Origin of the sequence: Nocardia sp. NPDC052112 (assembly GCF_040680135.1) — a bacterium.
GTDB lineage: Bacteria > Actinomycetota > Actinomycetes > Mycobacteriales > Mycobacteriaceae > Nocardia.
Window position 1 is genome coordinate 20,050 of record NZ_JBFAWD010000001.1, and the last position, 16,404, is coordinate 36,453.

Here is a 16,404-nt window from a genome sequence, read left to right on the forward strand (position 1 = left end):
AGAATCGGTGGAAGGACAAGGAATATGAGCACGATCACCGACGAAGACACCGCCCGAACCGAAACCGCAAGTGAATCAAAGGTTTCCGGCGAAGGGGGCAAGCGGCCGCGTACTGTGTCGATTCGACTGTCGACGGTACTGGTCACAGCGGCGATCTGCGTTGTCACAGCCGCCGCGGTGACGTTCGCGGCGCTGTACTGGTCGGCCAGATCCACCATCGCGGACCGCGATATGAAGGCCACCGATAACCGGCATGCCGAACAGGTCGCGATGGATTATTCGCTGGGCGCGTCGACGATCGACTACCACGACGTCAAGGGCTGGCTGGGGCGTCTGCGGGCCGGTACGACAGCCCAGCTCTCGGCCAAGTTCGACGCGACGGCCCCGCAGCTCGAGCAGATCCTGCTGCCGTTGCAATGGACATCCAAAGCGACACCGCTGTCCGCGACCGTGACCTCCGAGTCCGGCGGGATATACAGGGTCAACGCCTACCTCGATGTGACCTCCAGCAGTGCGCAGACGCCGGACGGAGCCCAGACCACCGTCACCTATTCGCTGACCATCGACCGCAATTCGGGCTGGAAGATCACCGACGTCGGGGGACTGCAGAACGCGTTGCCGTCGAAGTGATGGTTGCCGCCAGGTGATTCGCCCTGCTGCTCCTCGCAGCGCGGCGGTCCTTGTTCATGTGCCGTCTGCTTCGCCGTGATCGCCGCGAATTTCTGGATGATCTGATCGAATCAGTATGCGATGAAGAGGATTTCGTCGCGGGTGTACTCGTGGTCGGGGTGTTTCTCCGCCAAGTGGGATCGAGTCTGCTGGACCAGGTCATCCTCGTCCGTGCCGCGGATGTACTCGCCGCACGGGCAGCTGAGGCGGGTCTTCATCATCATCTCCATGTCTGACGTGCTCGGATTGCCGCGCAGGTCGACGCCGCTCAGTCAGCGACGGTCGAGTATGCGCTGTACGAGCTGTTCGGGTGAGCGGGCGCTGGGGGAACCGGCGGCGTACCCGGCCGCGGCGTCGAACAGGGCGGCGGTATAGATCGCCTCCAGGTTCTGGATGACCGCGGTATCGGGGTGCGGTCCCAGCGCGGCGCGGATTCTACGCTGCACCGTACCCGCTGTCCGCGCATGCAGGCGAAGCGCGTCGAGGGGGTCGGATCTGAGATCGTTCCCGCTTCTGGACTTCATGCTTCCGGGAATCGCCGGTGTTCGCGGCGCCGAGATCAGTTGGCGCCATAGTGCTTCCGAGATCAATTGCGCATCGCATCCGAAGAATGCGTGCGCGGACGAGACGGCGACGCCGGCCTCGTCGGCGATGGCCTGAATGGTCAGGCCCCCGAAACCCTCGCGGGTGATGACGGTCCGCGCCGAATCGAATAGCCGGTCGAGTATCTCGGCCCGATCCGTATCGGAGTTGTCGGGCGGCTGGCCTTCGGTAGACAATAGATCGGACATGTGTCCGAATGCTAGTCCAGTCTGATGTGTGAGGCAAGGGACGGCCTGGTCGGCGTCGTGAACACGCCGGGTGTGGTGACCAAGGGGAGGTCGAGCATGGTGCGGATGCCGGATGCTGCGGCGACCACCGCAGGAATGGCGTTCACGATGCGTCCCGCTGCCGCCACGATTGCGGCGTGGTTGTGATCGCCTTTGCGGCTGCTTGGGCAGATGTCTACGAAATAGGATGGCTCGCCGCTGATCTCGACACGATACGAGCCGCCCGCCTGTACGGGTTGTGGCCAATCCGGGCACAAGTCCTCGCGCAGGCGAGTGACGTGCTCGATGACGATCGCCGGCCGCCCGCCGACCATGCCGCACAGTTCGAATCGCAGTGCGGCCAGACTGTCCTTGGGGATGTGTCCGGCGGCGATGTCGAACGCCTCCACGGCCGGTATCCGTTCGTAGCGTTCGGTGATCGTGTCCACGGTGACGCCGAGCCCGACGGCGAGCTGCCGGATCGCGGGCCCCCATGCGATGCTCAGCACGCCCGGCTGCAGCAGCATGGGGATTTCGTCGAGGGGCTTTCCGAAGCCCATGACGTCGAACATGACCGTCGCGCCATCGTAGGTGGCGTAGTCGGCGATTTCCATACAGCGGACCTGCTCGACTGTCTGGCACGTACCGGTCAGCGCGAAGGGCAGTAGATCGTTGGCGAATCCGGGATCGACGCCGGTGATGAACAGGCTCGAATCACCTTGCCGCGCAGCCTCTTCAACCCGATCTATGTATTTCTGGGGTAACACTTGCCACGGGTATTGCAACAATCCGGGGGCCGAGCCAACGACGTTCACCCCGGCCGCAAGGATCCGCTGGCAATCCTTGATCGCCTCTTGTAGACGGGTGTCTCCCATCGCGCAGTAGACAACGCACTCCGGTTCGGTCGCGAGCAGTGCATCGATGTCGCTTACGGCCGCTATGCCGGTCGCAATGTCGAGACCCGCGAGCTCGCCGGCGTCTCGTCCGACCTTGCCGGGTGTCGACACGCATACGCCGGTCAGCTCGTAGCGGGGGCTTTCGATGAGGCCGGTGAGGGCAAGGCGGCCGACATTCCCGGTGCCGACATGGGCGACGCGGATGGGCATGGATTCTCCTCACGAATCGTGGATCAGTGCCGGTCAACGGGATCTGTTCCAGAGTCTGATCATATATCCGGACAGTAGTCTGGATTGTGTTCCAGTCGATATGTTAGCGTGGCCGCCATGGGACGTGTAGACGGCAAAGTTGCACTCATCAGTGGCGGGGCGCGCGGGATGGGCGCCGCACACGCGGAATTGCTTGTGGCCGAAGGGGCCAAGGTTGTCATCGGCGACATACTGGACGAGGACGGTAAAGCGGTCGCCGAATCACTCGGCGACGCAGCGCGTTACGTTCATCTCGATGTCACCGAGCCGGTTCACTGGGAGAAGGCGGTGCACGAGGCGCTGCAAGCGTTCGGGAAGCTCGATGTCCTCGTGAACAATGCCGGCATCGTCAACGGCGGTCCGCTGGGAAAGTTCGATCTGGGCAAGTGGCGTCAGATCATTGATGTGAACCTGACCGGCACCTTCCTCGGCATGCGAGCCGTCGTGGAACCGATGGTCGCTGCGGGCGGGGGGTCGATTATCAATGTCTCCTCGATCGAGGGCCTGCGCGGCGCGCCCTGGGCGCACGGCTACGTCGCGTCGAAGTGGGGTGTGCGCGGCTTGGCCAAGTCGGCCGCACTCGAGTTGGCGTCCCACAACATTCGCGTCAACTCGCTGCATCCGGGGCTGATCCGGACGCCGATGACGGAGAACATTCCCGACGACTTGGTAACGATTCCGATGGGCCGGCCTGCGCAGCCGTCGGAGGTCGCGACTTTCGTGCTCTTCCTGGCCAGTGACGAATCCTCGTACGCGACGGGCGCGGAGTTCGTCATGGACGGCGGGCTCGTCGCCGCTGTACCGCACAAGACCTCTTGAGAGCCAGGAGGCATCGATGACTTTCGCCGAACCATTCGAACCCGATTGCACGACACTGCCGGTGGGACGATGACCGAGATCGTGCGCGGCGTCATCGCCCGGACGGCCGACCTGCCCGTCGAGTTGGCTGACATCACCATTCCCGATCCCGGCCCACACGATGTAGTCGTCCGGGTGCTGACGTGCGGGGTGTGCCACACGGATCTGACCTACCGAGAGGGCGGTATCAACGACGAGTTCCCATTCCTGCTCGGGCACGAGGCGGCCGGGATCGTGGACCGGATCGGCGATTCCGTCACTCAGGTCGGGGTCGGCGATTTCGTGGTGTTGAACTGGCGGGCGGTGTGTGGGCGGTGCCGGGCGTGCCGTAGAGGACGCCCCTGGTACTGCTTCGACACCTACAACGCCGAGCAGCAGATGACCCTCGGCGACGGAACCGTGTTGACACCAGCGCTCGGGATCGGCGCGTTCGCCGACAAGACTCTGGTGCACGAAGGTCAGTGCACCAGAGTGGATTCCACGATCGACCCCGCGGTCGCCGGTCTCCTCGGCTGCGGCGTGATGGCCGGACTCGGAGCCGCATTGCACACCGGACAGGTGGGGCGTGGTGACAGTGTCGCGGTCATCGGCTGCGGCGGAGTCGGAGCAGCCGCCGTCGCCGGGGCCGTGCTGGCGGGAGCGGCAACGATCATCGCCGTGGATCGCGACCCGGCCAAACTGGCCGCCGCGGCGGGCTTCGGCGCTACACATACCGTCGACGCGTCCGTCGAGGACGCGGTGGCTCGAATCCAGGAGTACACCAACGGGTTCGGCGCCGACGTGGTCATCGACGCGGTAGGGCGGCCCGAGACCTGGAAGCAGGCGTTCTATGCGCGCGACCTCGCAGGGACAGTGGTCCTGGTCGGCGTGCCGACCCCTGACATGCGTATCGACATGCCGCTGCTGGACTTCTTCTCCCATGGTGGAGCGTTGAAGTCGTCATGGTACGGCGACTGCCTGCCGGAGCGCGATTTCCCGACCCTGATCGAGCTCTACCGGCAGGGACGGCTGCCGCTGGAACTGTTCATCTCCGAGCGGATAGCTCTCGACGAGGTCGAAAAGTCCTTCGACACCATGAAATCGGGGCGGGTACTGCGGTCGGTGGTCGTGCTGTGACCGCGGAATCCGTCCGCAGCGTCGGTGCGGTCCGTATCGAGCGAGTCGTCACGTCAGGCACCTTCGCTCTCGACGGTGGCAGTTGGGACGTCGAGAACAATGTCTGGATCATCGGCGACGACAGCGAGGTCGTCGTCATCGACGCCGCGCACGACGCCGAGCCGGTCCTGGCTGCCGTGGACGGGAGGACCGTGCGTGCGGTCGTCTGCACCCACGGGCACAACGACCACATCGGTGCCGCCGAAGAGCTCTCGGGTCGCACGGCCGCACCCGTCCTTCTGCATTCCGGTGACGAAATGCTGTGGCGGCGTGTGTATCCGGAGTTCGCGTTCGGAAATCTGGCGGACCGCGGTCGTATCCCGGTGGCGGGCACCGAGCTAGAGGTCATCCATACTCCCGGGCATTCACCGGGGTCGGTGTGCCTGTGGGGCGCGGAGCTGAAGGTGCTCTTCAGCGGCGACACGCTGTTCTCCGGCGGACCCGGTGCGACGGGCAGGTCGTACTCGGACTTTCCCACCATCATCGATTCGCTGCGCGACCGCGTGTTGACCCTCGCCGGAGACACGGTGGTGCTGACTGGGCATGGGGTGGGAACCGATCTCGCGACCGAGAGTCCACACCTCGACGAGTGGATCGCCCGCGGATGGTGATCCGTAGAAAGGTTTTCATATGATCCAGGCCGATCTCACCACTCGTGCCGAGGACCTGTTCGCTCTCGCCGAGCAGGTCCCCGGATTCATGCCGCCAGAGGAAGGCCGCGCGCTCTACGATGCGGCCCGCGCCTACGCCGGTGACGGCACCATTCTCGAAATCGGTACCTACTGTGGCAAATCCGCCATCTACCTAGGTGCGGCCGCGTCGGAGACCGGCGCCACCGTCTTCACCGTCGACCACCATCGCGGATCCGAAGAACACCAGCCTGGCTGGGAGTACCACGACACTTCGCTGGTGGATCCGGAGACCGGTGTCTTCGATACGGTGACGGCCTTCCGGCGCAGCCTCGTGCGCGCCGGACTGACCGATACCGTCATCGCCATCATCGGCTCCTCCGTGGCCACAGCCCGCATCTGGCGCACGCCGCTGCACATGCTCTTCATCGACGGCGGCCACACCGAGCAGGCCGCTCAGCGCGATTACGACGGCTGGGCGCACTGGGTGGCGATCGGCGGTCTGCTGGCGATCCATGACGTCTTCCCGGACCCGGCCGACGGTGGCCGGGCCCCGTTTCACATCTATCGCCGCGCGCTGGATTCCGGTGAGTTCCAGGAACTCTCGGTGACCGGTTCGCTGCGTATCCTGCGGCGCACCGCCGTCCGTGACCAGGCCGTCGCGGGCAACGGGCACTAACCCGAATCGTTCACCCCGCCGGCCATTTCACGCGGTGAGTGAGAGTGGTCCGCGTCAGTGGGGGAGCGCGTCGCGGAAGATCCCATTGGCGGCCGTGGTGCGCGAGAGTGCGTCCGCGGCCAGGATGACCGCGGCGGCGGTCCAGGTGGTGCGCTCCTCGGGCCAGCGTTTGCCGTCGGTGAATACCATTCCGGTCCAATATGATCCGTCCGATTCACGCAGATGCTGCATCTCGGTGAAGAGTGTCGCGGCGGTTGTCGTATCACCGTCGGCCTCGAGCGCCAAGACCAGTTCGCAGGTTTCGGCGCCGGTGACCCACGGGGCGTCGGACACACAGCGGATGCCCAGGCCCGGAACGACGAATTCGTCCCAATGGCGCCGGATACGGTCGCGGGCCTGCGGGCCGCGCACCACGCCGCCGAGGATCGGGTAGTACCAGTCCATGGAGTAGCGGCTCTTGTCCAGAAAAGCTTCTGGGTGGTCGCGCAAGACCCTGCCGAGACGGCGGCGGGCCGCGACCCAGTCCGGCCTGGGATCGCCGAGGCGCTCGGCCAGGGTCACGGCACAGCCGAGGCTGTGGAAGATGCTGGAGCAGCCGGTGAGCAGGGCCTCGCCAGAAGTGCCGGATTCGCTTGCGGACCAGTGGATCTCACCGTGCTCACCCTGCTGCAGGTCCAGCACGAAGTCGATCGCGGCGCGGACGGTGGGCCACATCTCGGCGGCGAATCCGGAATCGCCGGTGACGGTGAGGAAATGCAGGATACCGGTGGCCAGGTAGGCACAGAAGTTGGTGTCGGCGTCGTGGTTCTCGATGACGCCGAGCCGGAACTGCATGGGCCAGGAGCCGTCGTCGCGTTGGGTCTTGGCCGACCAGATGTAGGCGTCGCGAGCCTGATCCCGCAGTCCGGCGACGGTGAGCGCCATGGCCGACTCGATGTGATCCCAGGGGTCGGTGTGACCACCGGTGAACCAGGGCAGCGCGCCGTCGGGTTCCTGTGTGGCGGCGATGGATTCACCGCTGTGTCGGATGTCGCGGCCGGTGAGGACGCCGGGCACGGCGGGCAGCTCAGCGTGCGGCACTGCGCACCGCCGGTTTGCTGAAGTAGAGGGCGACGGACTTGCCGATGAGCGGGTTGAGCAGCCGTTCGGCCGTGCGGGTGAGCCTGGGTGCGGACATCATGTCCCAGACCAGCATCCGGTGATAGGCCGTCACCGCCGGATGCGTGTCGTTGGTGACACCGACCGCGCATTTCAGCCACCAGAACGGGGAGTGCAGGGCGTGCGCGAACTCCTGGCGCAGGTAGCGCATGCCGCGCGCGGTGATCTGGTCGCGCAGCTCGTCGGCTCGGTAGATGCGGACATGGCCGCCCTCGATGGCGTGATATTCGTCCGACAACGCCCAGCAGACGCGTTCGGGCAGCCAGCGGGGGACCGTGACGGCCAGTGCGCCACCAGGTTTGAGGACACGCACCAGTTCGGCGATGGCCTGCCCGTCCTGCGGGACGTGCTCGAGGATCTCCGAGGCGATGACTACGTCGAATTCATCTTCGCCGTAGGGCAGGTCGAGCGCGTCGCCGCGCACGGTCTCGGCCTTCGCGTACTCTGGCGCCTCGCCGGCCGCGGCCATGGCCGCGAACATGACGTCGACATCGGCGAGGTCGGCGGAGTTCTGGTCGAAGGCCACGATGTCCGCACCGCGCCGGTACACCTCGAAGGAGTGGCGCCCGCCCCCGCACCCGACATCGATTACGCGGACTCCCGGACCTACGCCCAGACGATCGAAATCGACGGTCAGCATGTGACCTCCTGTCTGCTGGTAATGAGTGTCGAACGATGAATCAACGGTTCGTTCCGGCCGAGTCGACCGGTACTCGGCGGCCGTGCCGCTCGATTGCCTGCTCGTAGACCGCGACGGTCTGCGCACCGACGGCGGCCCAGCTGAACACCTCCAGAGCGCGCCGGCGTCCCGCATTTCCCATGTCGTGCAGGCGATCCGGATCGCGAAGCAGCTGGCTCAGCGTGCGAGTCAGGGCTGTCGCATCGCCGGGCTCGACCAGCTCCGCGCAGGTGCCGGTGACCTCCGGCAGTGCCCCGGCGCGGCTGGCGACCAGGGGCGTCCCGCTGGCCATGGCCTCCACGGCCGGCAGCGAGAATCCCTCGTACAGGGACGGAATGCAGGCGATCTGCGCCGAGGCGAGCAGTTCGGCGAGCTGCTCGTCGCTCAATCCGCTGACAGTGGTGACGATGTCGGCCAGCCCCAGTTCGGCGATGAGCTTCTCGGTCGGCCCGTTGGGCTCCAGCTTCGCCACCAGCCGTAGTTGGATATCGTGGGTATGACGCAGCTGGGCAACGGCTTCGAGTAGATGCGCGATGCCCTTGAGCGGTTTGTCCGCACTGGCTACCGCGACGATGCGGCCCCGCACCCTGGGTGTCTCGCGCGGTGTGAACAGCTCGGTGTCGACGCCGAGCGGGACCGTATGCAACTGCCGCGGCGACACTCCGAAGTCCTCGGCGATATCGGCGGCCGATGACGAGGACACGGTGATCAGGTCCGGAATCCGCCGAGCCACCCGCTCCTGCATGCCGAGGAACCCGTACCACCTTCGGACGAAGGGCTTGCGCCGCCACGGTGCGGCCGCCAAGTCCAACGCCCGGTCGCGGGTGATGGGATGGTGGATCGTCGCGACCACCGGCAGGTGTCGGGCGACGTCGAGCAACCCGTAGCCGAGGCACTGGTTGTCGTGCACGACATCGAAAGCTTGTGCACGCGACCACAACAGCCGCGCGGCACGCAGACTGAACGTCCTGGGCTCGGGAAATCCTGCGGTCCACATGGTGGCGAGTTCGAGTAGGTCGACCCGGTCGCGGATCTCGCGCGGATGGGGTGTGCGGAAAGGGGCGTCGTCGCGGTAGAGGTCCAAGCTGGGCACCTGCGTGAGCCGTACCCGCGGATCGAGATGTTCCGGATAGGGCTGTCCGGAGAAGACCTCGACCTCATGGCCGAGCTCCGCCAGCCCCTGACTCAAATATCGGACGTAAACCCCTTGCCCCCCACAGTGGGTCTTGCTGCGATAGGACAGCAGGGCTACGCGCATCGGCCCTCCGCCCCCAGCAGTTCCGCGCACTTCTCGCCGATCATCATCGACGGCGCGTTGGTGTTGCCACCGGTGATGCTCGGCATGATCGAGGCGTCCGCGACGCGCAACCCCTCGATGCCGCGCACTCGTAGCGCGGGGTCCACCACGGCCCGCTCGTCCACGCCCATGCGGCAGGTGCCGACCGGGTGGTAGATGGAGTGCACGCGATTGGGCAGCAGCCGCCGCAGCGCGGCCTCGTCCGCGAAATCCCTTCCCGGCGAGTACTCCTCGACGATATCGCCAGCAATGCTCTTGTGCGCCATGACTTCCCGAATGGTATTCATACCCGCGACCAGAAAGTCGGTGTCGTGCGGGTCGTTCAGGTACCCCGGGTCGATGAGCGGCGAGGCGAACGGATCCGCGGACGCGAGCTTCACTTCGCCGCGGCTTTTCGGGTAGATGAGGCTGGGCATGACGGTGAGCGCCGGCCGGCGCTCGACCAGATACATCTTGTCCTCGTCCTGATTGGGTACCGGGTAGCTCCACGGCAGACTGTGAATCTGCATGTCCGGGTGGGAGCCTTCGGCGAATTCGGTCCTGACGAAGCCGACGCCTTCGAAGACCGTGCGACCCATCCAGGAGCTTCCCGGCTGTCGCAGCTCCCGTGCCAGGGCGCGCGCGAAATAGGTCGGAATGCCGCGGTGGATGGCCTTTTTCGACACGAAGGTCATGGGCACGAACAGGTGGTCGTGCAGGTTCTGCCCGACCGGCAGGTCGGCCTTCACCTCGATGCCGAGCTCGCGCAGGTGCGTGGCCGGGCCGACGCCGGAGAGCATGAGCAGTTGCGGCGAGCCGATCACGCCGCCGGAGACGATGACCTCCTTGCCCGCGCGGATGACGTGGTGCGCGCCGCTCGTGTCGGTGATCTCGACGCCGGTGGCGCGGCCGTTCTCGATGACAACGCGAGTGGCGTGCGCGTGCGTTATCACCGTCAGGTTCGCGTTCGGCAGGTCGGTGATGTAACCGCGAGAAGAGCTGTAGCGCAAACCGTTGCGCACGCTCTGCTGGAAGATCGAGATGCCTTCCTGCGATTCGCCGTTGTAGTCCTCGATGATCGGCGTGCCGAGGGTCTCGGACGCGGCGATCATGAATTCCTGGGTGATCGGGGTGAGGTCCTGCTGGCGGGTGACCTCGATGGGGCCGCCGGTGGCGCGGTAGTCGTTCGCACCGTCCTGCCAGTTCTCCAGGCGCTTGTAGCCGGGCAGGACTTCCTCGTAGCTCCAACCCTGGTTGCCCTCGGCGGCCCAGGAATCGAAGTTGGCGCGGTTGCCGCGTACGAAAAGCATGCCGTTGACCGAGCTGGATCCGCCGAGCACCTTGCCTCGGGTCATGGGGATTCTGCGGTCGTTCGCATGCTGCTGCGGGACCGAACACTGCTTCCAGCACACCCGTTTCTTCAACTGCGGAATCGTGTGCACCATCGTGATCAGACCCGGGCTGGTGACCAGGCGGGTGTCGTCCTTGCGTCCGGCCTCCAGCAGAATGACGCTGGCGCCGCCTATGGCCAAGCGGCCCGCGACGACCGCTCCCGCACTGCCCGCGCCTACGACGATGTAGTCGGCTTCGCTCATGATCTTGCCTGTCGTCGCCCGCTACTCGTACCGCACTTGCCAGTGCTTGATGCCGTTGATCCAGCCCGAACGCAAGCGCTCGGGCTCGGACACCTGGGACAGGTTCGGCATCGCGTCGGCGATGGCGTTGAACATCAGATCGATTTCCAGCCGGGCCAGATTCGCGCCGACACAGTAGTGCGCGCCGGTGCCGCCGAAGGCCAGATGCGGATTGGGGTCGCGCAGGATATCAAAGCCGAACGGGTTGTCGAAGGCGTTCTCGTCGAAATTCGCCGAGCCGTAGAACAATCCGACGCGCTGGCCCTTGCGGATCAGCTGTCCGCCGAGTTCGGTGTCCGCGGTCGCGGTGCGCTGGAACGCGGTCACGGGGGTCGCCCAGCGCACGATCTCGTCGGGCGCGGTGCGCGGCCGCTGCTGTTTGTACAACTCCCACTGGTCCGGATTGTCGACGAAAGCTTTCATACCGTGGGTGATGGCGTTGCGAGTGGTCTCGTTGCCCGCCACCGCCAGCAGGATGACGAAGAAGCCGAATTCGTCCGATCCCAGGGCTTCCCCGCCAACGTCGGCGTGTACGAGCTGGCTGACGATGTCGTCGAGCGGGTCGGTGCGGCGTGCTTCGGCCATGTTCCAGGCGTAGCCGAGGATCTCCACCGACGCGTTGGTGCTGGTCGTCGTAGTGATGGCGTCGCCGTATTCCGGGTCGTCGTAGTTGAGCATCTGGTTGGACCAGTTGAACAGCTTGCGGCGGTCCTCTTGCGGCACGCCGAGCAATTCGGCGATGGCCTGCAGGGGAAGTTCACACGCGACCTGTTCGACGAAGTCTCCGCTGCCCTCCTTCTTGGCCGCGTGCACGATGGCGGCCGCTCGGTCGGTCAACGCGGCGCGCAGACTTTCCACGGCGCGCGGACTGAAGCCTTTGGAGATGATGCGCCGGATCTTGGAGTGCTTCGGCGGATCCATGTTCACCAGCAGTGCGCTGGTGAGTTCGATCTGCTCGATGGTGATCTGCCCGGGCAGCCGGATGATGGAGCCCTTCTGCTGGGAGGAGAACAGCTCCGGTTTGCGCGAGATCTCTTTGATGTCCTCGTGTTTGGTGACCACCCAGTAGCCGCCGTCGCGGAATCCTCCGGACTGCGCATCGGTCTGCGGGTTCCACCACACCGGTGCGGTGCGGCGCAACTCGGCGAATTCCTGGACGGGGTTGCGGGTTTCCCAGAGCGCCGGATCGGTGAAATCGAATCCGGCGGGAATGGACGGCGCTGACACAGCTTCCTCCTGAAAGGCCGACGTCTTTGTGGACCGGGAATATGCGGGGCTCACCGCCGCCGGCTGTAGCGGACGCGGCACGGCTGCTGCAGCTGCACCACCATCTTGGAGTGATCGTTGCGATAGGTGTCCGAAGGTTGCGCCAGTTCGAACTCCCAGTCCCGCAACAGAATTGAGAAGATCGCCTTGAGCTGCATGAGCGCGAACGGCGCCCCGACGCAGCGATGACGGCCCGCGCCGAAGGGGATCCACGTCCAGCGATTGACGATGTCCTCTTGCCGTGGATCGAGATAGCGACCCGGGTCGAAGGTGTCTGGATACGGGAAGTCCTCCGGAATCCGGTTGGAGATCGCCGGAGTCGCGGCCACCATATCGCCCGGCGCGATCCGGTTCCCGCACACCTCGAACTCGTCGCGGGCGATGCGCATCAGGATGATCAGCGGCGGATGCAGGCGCAGCGTCTCCTTGAGCGCCGCCTCGAGGTTCGGGATCTGCCGCAGCGCATTGTGACTGACCTCCGAACCGTCGGCGTACAGCTCGTCGAGCTCGGCGACAACGGTCGCCAGCGTCTCGGGGTGGCGCAGCAGTTCGATGATGGTCCAGGCCGCGGTGCCAGAGGTGGTGTGATGGCCGGCGAACATCATGGAAATGAAGATGCCGGTGATCTCGCTGGCGGAGAACCGCGGCGACCCGGTCTCGTCCTTCACCGAGATCAGGACATCGAGCATGTCGCGATCGTCCTTGTCGGTGGGTGGGTTCGCCTCGCGCTGATCCATGATCGCCTGCACCAGTTCGACCAGTTCGACACGGGCTTCGTCGCGGCGGCGGAAGCTCTCGATCGGCGCGTAGGGATCGACGTAGGCCAGGGCGTCGGTGCCTTGCTCGAGTTCGTGATACAGATGCGCAAAGCGCGAGTCGAGTTGGTTGCGGAACTTCACGCCGATCAGGCACGCGGAGGAGGTGTAGATGGTCAGCTCGGCGAAGAATTCGAGCAGATCGATCTCGCCCTCGTCGTCCCAATTGGCCAGCATGTGGTCGACTTCGCGCGCGATGGTGGCGGCATGCCCGCGCATGTGGTCGGCGCGCAGCGCCTGATTGTGCAGCATCTCCTTGCGGCGTTCGGGCGGTGCGTCGAACACGACTCCCTCGCCGAAGATCGGCTTCATGAAGGGGTAGGCCGCGCCCTGGTCGAGGTCCTCGTCGGTGGCGCGGAAGAAGAACTCGTTGGCCTCCGCGCCCGACAGCATGATCACATCGCGCCCGGCGAGCTCGAACGAACCGACATCGCCGCATTCGGCACGAACGCGCCGCATCAGCGCGATGGGATCAGTGCGGAACTCTTCCAGATGCCCATGCTCGTCCTCGCCTCCGGACACTCGCTGTGGCTTGACCAAGGTCATTGGAATCCTTCCCGGGATACATGTCCGGACACATGATGGACATGTGTCCGGACAGTACTACGGTTCCGGCTGCGCGACAAGACTCCCGCTGTTCTGCCGCCCCGGAGCCAGCTACTGGCGCTTGACGATGGTCGCCGGTGCGCCGATCTCGTCGGCCATGGAATCGATGGCCTGCTGTTACGAAATCCGCCCGCGGCCCAGCTGTCGATTGCGTCGGCCACCCGTACGTGTGCGATGCGTGCGGCGCGCACGACGAGCACCGGGGTATGCCGTCACGTTGCGCACGTTCGAAAAGTCGTCGGGAGGGGAGGGCGCTCGCGGGTTTGCGACGCCGCGTTTTTCAGGGCACGCCTCTCGAGCCGATAGGAAGACGACGAGGAGTCCGCGGCGGCGAATCTCGAAACGCGGCAGGTGATCCCGTGGTCGTCGCCGGTGGCTGACGCGGGTGTCGTTGTCTCCTCATGCGATCGGCCCCGATGCCGAACGCAAGAGCAGGGTATCGAGACACATTGACCGCAACAGTGCCGGCCATCGTTCCGGCCTTTCTCTACGCCTGGGCAGCACTTGCCGCGCTGAACATCATCGCGTGCGAGCATTCGGACACGACGAGCCGCAGAGATGAAGAACTCGTCGCCGCGATCGTCCGACGATCAGTTGCTGGAGTCTGGATCGGCCAGCAGGCGCCGCGCAGAGATTGCCAGAAGGTCGGCGCCCTCTTCGTATGACAGCAGGCCCATTCCTGCCTGTAACAGTGCGCCGGCGTAGAGCAGCTCCAGCATCGAGAGACGTTCGGAGTCATGCGATCCGAGCGCATCGGCGAGTCGGCTTCGAATCTCCCGGCCGATGCGCACCCGCAGATGCTGTACGTCGGGATCGTCACCGAGCAGGGCATTGCTGACCGCGCTCGCCAATGCCGGCTCGTTGGCCACCAACATGGAAACCTGACGCAGGACCGCGACCACACGCGTGGCTGGGTCCTCGTCACTGGTCTCCAGTGGTGGGGTGGCGATCAGGCGGCGCCAGTACACCTCCGAGATCAGGTGCTCCTTGGAGGAGAAATACGTGTAGGCCGTGGCGGTGCCGACACCTGCAGCCGCGGCGACCAGTCGTATGGTTGTGCCGGAGTATCCTTCGCGAGCCAGCACGTCGACTGCCGCCGCGGTCAGGCGGTCGACGGTGTCGGCTTGCTTCTCGGTGAGACGCCGTCGAGTTGCTTCGATGCCGGTAGATGCGAGTTCGGACATGTGTCTGGATCCTACTGTAGTCTCGTGACCAGGACAAATGAGGTGGGGTCTGTGTCCTGTCTGGCGCGGTTCGCTACAGATCGTCTCTCGATCCGCCCCGGTGGTCCGGGATGTGAGTGGCGGCATAGTCTTTGGCCCACCGGTAGTCGGGCTTGCCGCTGGGGGAGCGGGTGATGGCGTCGGCGACCCAGATGGCGCGAGGCACCTTGTAGCCGGCGAGGTGGTGGCGCACATGGGCGGTCAGCGCGCCGAAGTCCGGCGTGCTGTCGTCCACGACCGAGACCACCGCGGCGACCTGCTGCCCCCAGCGCTCGTGCGTGATGCCGACGACTACCGCGTCGAACACCGAATTATGGGATTTCAGAACGCCTTCCACTTCCTCGACGAACACCTTCTCACCGCCGGTGTTGATCACCATGTTGCCGCGGCCGAGCAAGGTGATCGAGCCGTCGGCCTCGACACGGGCGCGGTCGTCGGTGACCACCATGCGCACTCCGTCGACGGTCTTGAACAGCCGCTCGGTCTTCGCGGTGTCCTTGTAGTAGCCCAGCGGCACCGAGCCGGTTTTCGCCAACCAGCCCTGCGCACCGGCCGCGACGGGCTGCCCGAGGTCGTCGACCACCACCGCGCCGCGGCCGGTCTGCACGCGCGGCCCGCGTCCTGGATCATCGTCCTTGGTGGCGAAACCGATTCCGCCGAAGCCCGTTTCGGATGATCCGATGGAATCGGACACCACCGTGGACGGAAATCTTTCCAGCAGAGCGTTTTTCACCGGCTGCGACAGCAGCGCCGCGCCAGAGGCGATGGCCAGCAGCGAGGACGCGTCCACTGGGTCGGCGGTATAGGCGTCGAGGAGCGGCCGGGCCATGGCGTCGCCGGTGATCACCATGACCTGGGGCCGTTCGCGTTCCACCGTGCACCACACCTGCCGGGCGTCGAACTTCGACTCGAACACAACGGTATTGCCGGTCCACAGGGCGGTGAACGTGGGCAGCATCGCCGCGGCGTGGATCAGCGGCGGCAGGATCAGCCAGGCGCTGGGATCGGTCTGCGAGCCGACCCGGGATTGCTGGAATTCGTCGGCGACGGGCTCGCCCGTGTAGAAATCGATGCCGCCGCCGAGAACCCGCCACATGTCCTCCTGCCGCCACATCACGCCTTTGGGCATGCCGGTGGTGCCGCCGGTGTACATCATGAACAGGTCGTCGGCGCTGCGCTCGATCTCGCGTCGCGTGGGTGACCCGGCGGCGAGGGCCGCCTCGTAGAGCCGGGCTGTGCTGTCGGGGTGCTCACTGCACAGATCGTCGTCCACCACGATCGCGTGGCGTACTCGGGGCACGCGTGAGACGGCCTGCGCCACGACGGGTTCGTAACTGCGGTGGTGCACCAGGACTTCGATGTCGGCGTTGTCGTAGAGGTAGCACAGCTCCTCGACGCCGTAGCGGTAGTTGACGTTGATCGGCACCGCTCGCAGCTTGAAGCAGGCAATGAGGGTCTCCATGGTCTCGATGCTGTTGTGCATCTGGAAGCCCATATGGACGCCGGTGCCGACACCGATCGTGGCGAGGTGGTCGGCCAATCGATTGGCCCGGGCATCGAGTTCGGCGAAGGTGATGCGCCGGCCGCCGTGGATCAGCGCTGTGCGGTCGGGCATTGCGTCGACGGAATGTTCGAAGAGGTCAGCGAAATTGCGCGCCATGGGAATTCGTCTTTCAGTGGTGTTCAGACCACGGTCAAGGGCAGCGGGATGCCGCGGTCGGCGAAGCGAAAGCCCGCTCCGGTGCTGAACCGGGTGATCGCGACTTCACCGGCCTCGGCGAAGGGCTTGTCGGCCAGGAGGAA

At 65.4% G+C, this 16,404-nt stretch carries 16 protein-coding genes; 5 read left to right on the top strand and 11 right to left on the bottom strand.

Going from position 1 to position 16,404, the window contains the following annotated elements:
- The first annotated feature begins 24 nt into the window (after positions 1–24).
- Positions 25–630, top strand: a complete 606-nt coding sequence (locus AB0L58_RS00095; protein WP_364378436.1) for a hypothetical protein — start codon at positions 25–27, stop codon at positions 628–630.
- A 110-nt stretch (positions 631–740) separates the two neighbouring features.
- Here the strand turns inward: AB0L58_RS00095 and AB0L58_RS00100 are convergent, their stop codons facing one another.
- Genes AB0L58_RS00100 through AB0L58_RS00110 form a run of 3 tightly spaced genes read right to left on the bottom strand, consistent with a single transcriptional unit; the run spans position 741 to position 2,584 of the window.
- The gene (locus AB0L58_RS00100; protein WP_364378438.1) at positions 741–887 is read right to left on the bottom strand and encodes a DUF1059 domain-containing protein; all 147 of its coding nucleotides are present in this window, start codon (positions 885–887) and stop codon (positions 741–743) included.
- Positions 888–941: 54 nt separating this feature from the next.
- A complete protein-coding gene (locus AB0L58_RS00105) occupies positions 942–1,460 on the bottom strand; it encodes a TetR family transcriptional regulator (protein WP_364378441.1) in 519 nt (172 codons plus the stop codon).
- A gap of 11 nt (positions 1,461–1,471) precedes the next feature.
- Positions 1,472–2,584: a diacylglycerol kinase gene (locus AB0L58_RS00110; RefSeq protein ID WP_364378444.1), complete on the bottom strand. Its 1,113-nt coding sequence runs from the start codon at positions 2,582–2,584 to the stop codon at positions 1,472–1,474.
- Between the two features lie 117 nt (positions 2,585–2,701).
- Here AB0L58_RS00110 and AB0L58_RS00115 point away from each other — a divergent pair, with 117 nt between their 5' ends.
- The 4 genes from AB0L58_RS00115 (at position 2,702) to AB0L58_RS00130 (ending at position 5,944) form a co-directional block, all read left to right on the top strand.
- Positions 2,702–3,442 (top strand): glucose 1-dehydrogenase, encoded by a 741-nt coding sequence (locus AB0L58_RS00115; protein WP_364378447.1) that lies wholly within the window; start codon positions 2,702–2,704, stop codon positions 3,440–3,442.
- Positions 3,443–3,511: 69 nt separating this feature from the next.
- A complete protein-coding gene (locus tag AB0L58_RS00120; protein WP_364378450.1) occupies positions 3,512–4,597 on the top strand; it encodes an S-(hydroxymethyl)mycothiol dehydrogenase in 1,086 nt (361 codons plus the stop codon).
- Complete coding sequence (locus tag AB0L58_RS00125) at positions 4,594–5,247, top strand: MBL fold metallo-hydrolase (protein ID WP_364378453.1); 654 nt, start codon at positions 4,594–4,596, stop codon at positions 5,245–5,247. Before AB0L58_RS00120 ends, AB0L58_RS00125 begins: the two co-directional genes overlap by 4 nt.
- A gap of 19 nt (positions 5,248–5,266) precedes the next feature.
- Positions 5,267–5,944 (top strand): class I SAM-dependent methyltransferase, encoded by a 678-nt coding sequence (locus AB0L58_RS00130; RefSeq protein WP_364378456.1) that lies wholly within the window; start codon positions 5,267–5,269, stop codon positions 5,942–5,944.
- A 54-nt stretch (positions 5,945–5,998) separates the two neighbouring features.
- Here AB0L58_RS00130 and AB0L58_RS00135 read toward each other — a convergent pair whose 3' ends face one another.
- The 8 genes from AB0L58_RS00135 to AB0L58_RS00170 all read right to left on the bottom strand — a co-directional run bounded on the left by AB0L58_RS00135 (position 5,999) and on the right by AB0L58_RS00170 (position 16,261).
- Positions 5,999–7,024, bottom strand: coding sequence for a prenyltransferase (locus AB0L58_RS00135; protein ID WP_364378459.1), 1,026 nt, complete (start codon positions 7,022–7,024; stop codon positions 5,999–6,001).
- Complete coding sequence (locus AB0L58_RS00140) at positions 7,011–7,742, bottom strand: class I SAM-dependent methyltransferase (RefSeq protein WP_364378462.1); 732 nt, start codon at positions 7,740–7,742, stop codon at positions 7,011–7,013. Before AB0L58_RS00140 ends, AB0L58_RS00135 begins: the two co-directional genes overlap by 14 nt.
- Positions 7,743–7,782: 40 nt before the next feature.
- Positions 7,783–9,039, bottom strand: a complete 1,257-nt coding sequence (locus tag AB0L58_RS00145) for a glycosyltransferase family 4 protein (RefSeq protein WP_364378465.1) — start codon at positions 9,037–9,039, stop codon at positions 7,783–7,785.
- Complete coding sequence (locus AB0L58_RS00150) at positions 9,030–10,652, bottom strand: GMC family oxidoreductase N-terminal domain-containing protein (protein ID WP_364378468.1); 1,623 nt, start codon at positions 10,650–10,652, stop codon at positions 9,030–9,032. Before AB0L58_RS00150 ends, AB0L58_RS00145 begins: the two co-directional genes overlap by 10 nt.
- Positions 10,653–10,673: 21 nt before the next feature.
- Positions 10,674–11,918 (bottom strand): cytochrome P450, encoded by a 1,245-nt coding sequence (locus tag AB0L58_RS00155; RefSeq protein WP_364378471.1) that lies wholly within the window; start codon positions 11,916–11,918, stop codon positions 10,674–10,676.
- Between the two features lie 50 nt (positions 11,919–11,968).
- Positions 11,969–13,318, bottom strand: coding sequence for a cytochrome P450 (locus tag AB0L58_RS00160; protein ID WP_364378474.1), 1,350 nt, complete (start codon positions 13,316–13,318; stop codon positions 11,969–11,971).
- Positions 13,319–13,968: 650 nt separating this feature from the next.
- A complete protein-coding gene (locus AB0L58_RS00165) occupies positions 13,969–14,562 on the bottom strand; it encodes a TetR/AcrR family transcriptional regulator (protein ID WP_364378477.1) in 594 nt (197 codons plus the stop codon).
- A 73-nt stretch (positions 14,563–14,635) separates the two neighbouring features.
- Entirely contained in the window at positions 14,636–16,261 is a 1,626-nt protein-coding gene (locus AB0L58_RS00170) for an acyl-CoA synthetase (RefSeq protein ID WP_364378480.1), read from the bottom strand.
- Between the last annotated feature and the right edge of the window lie 143 nt (positions 16,262–16,404).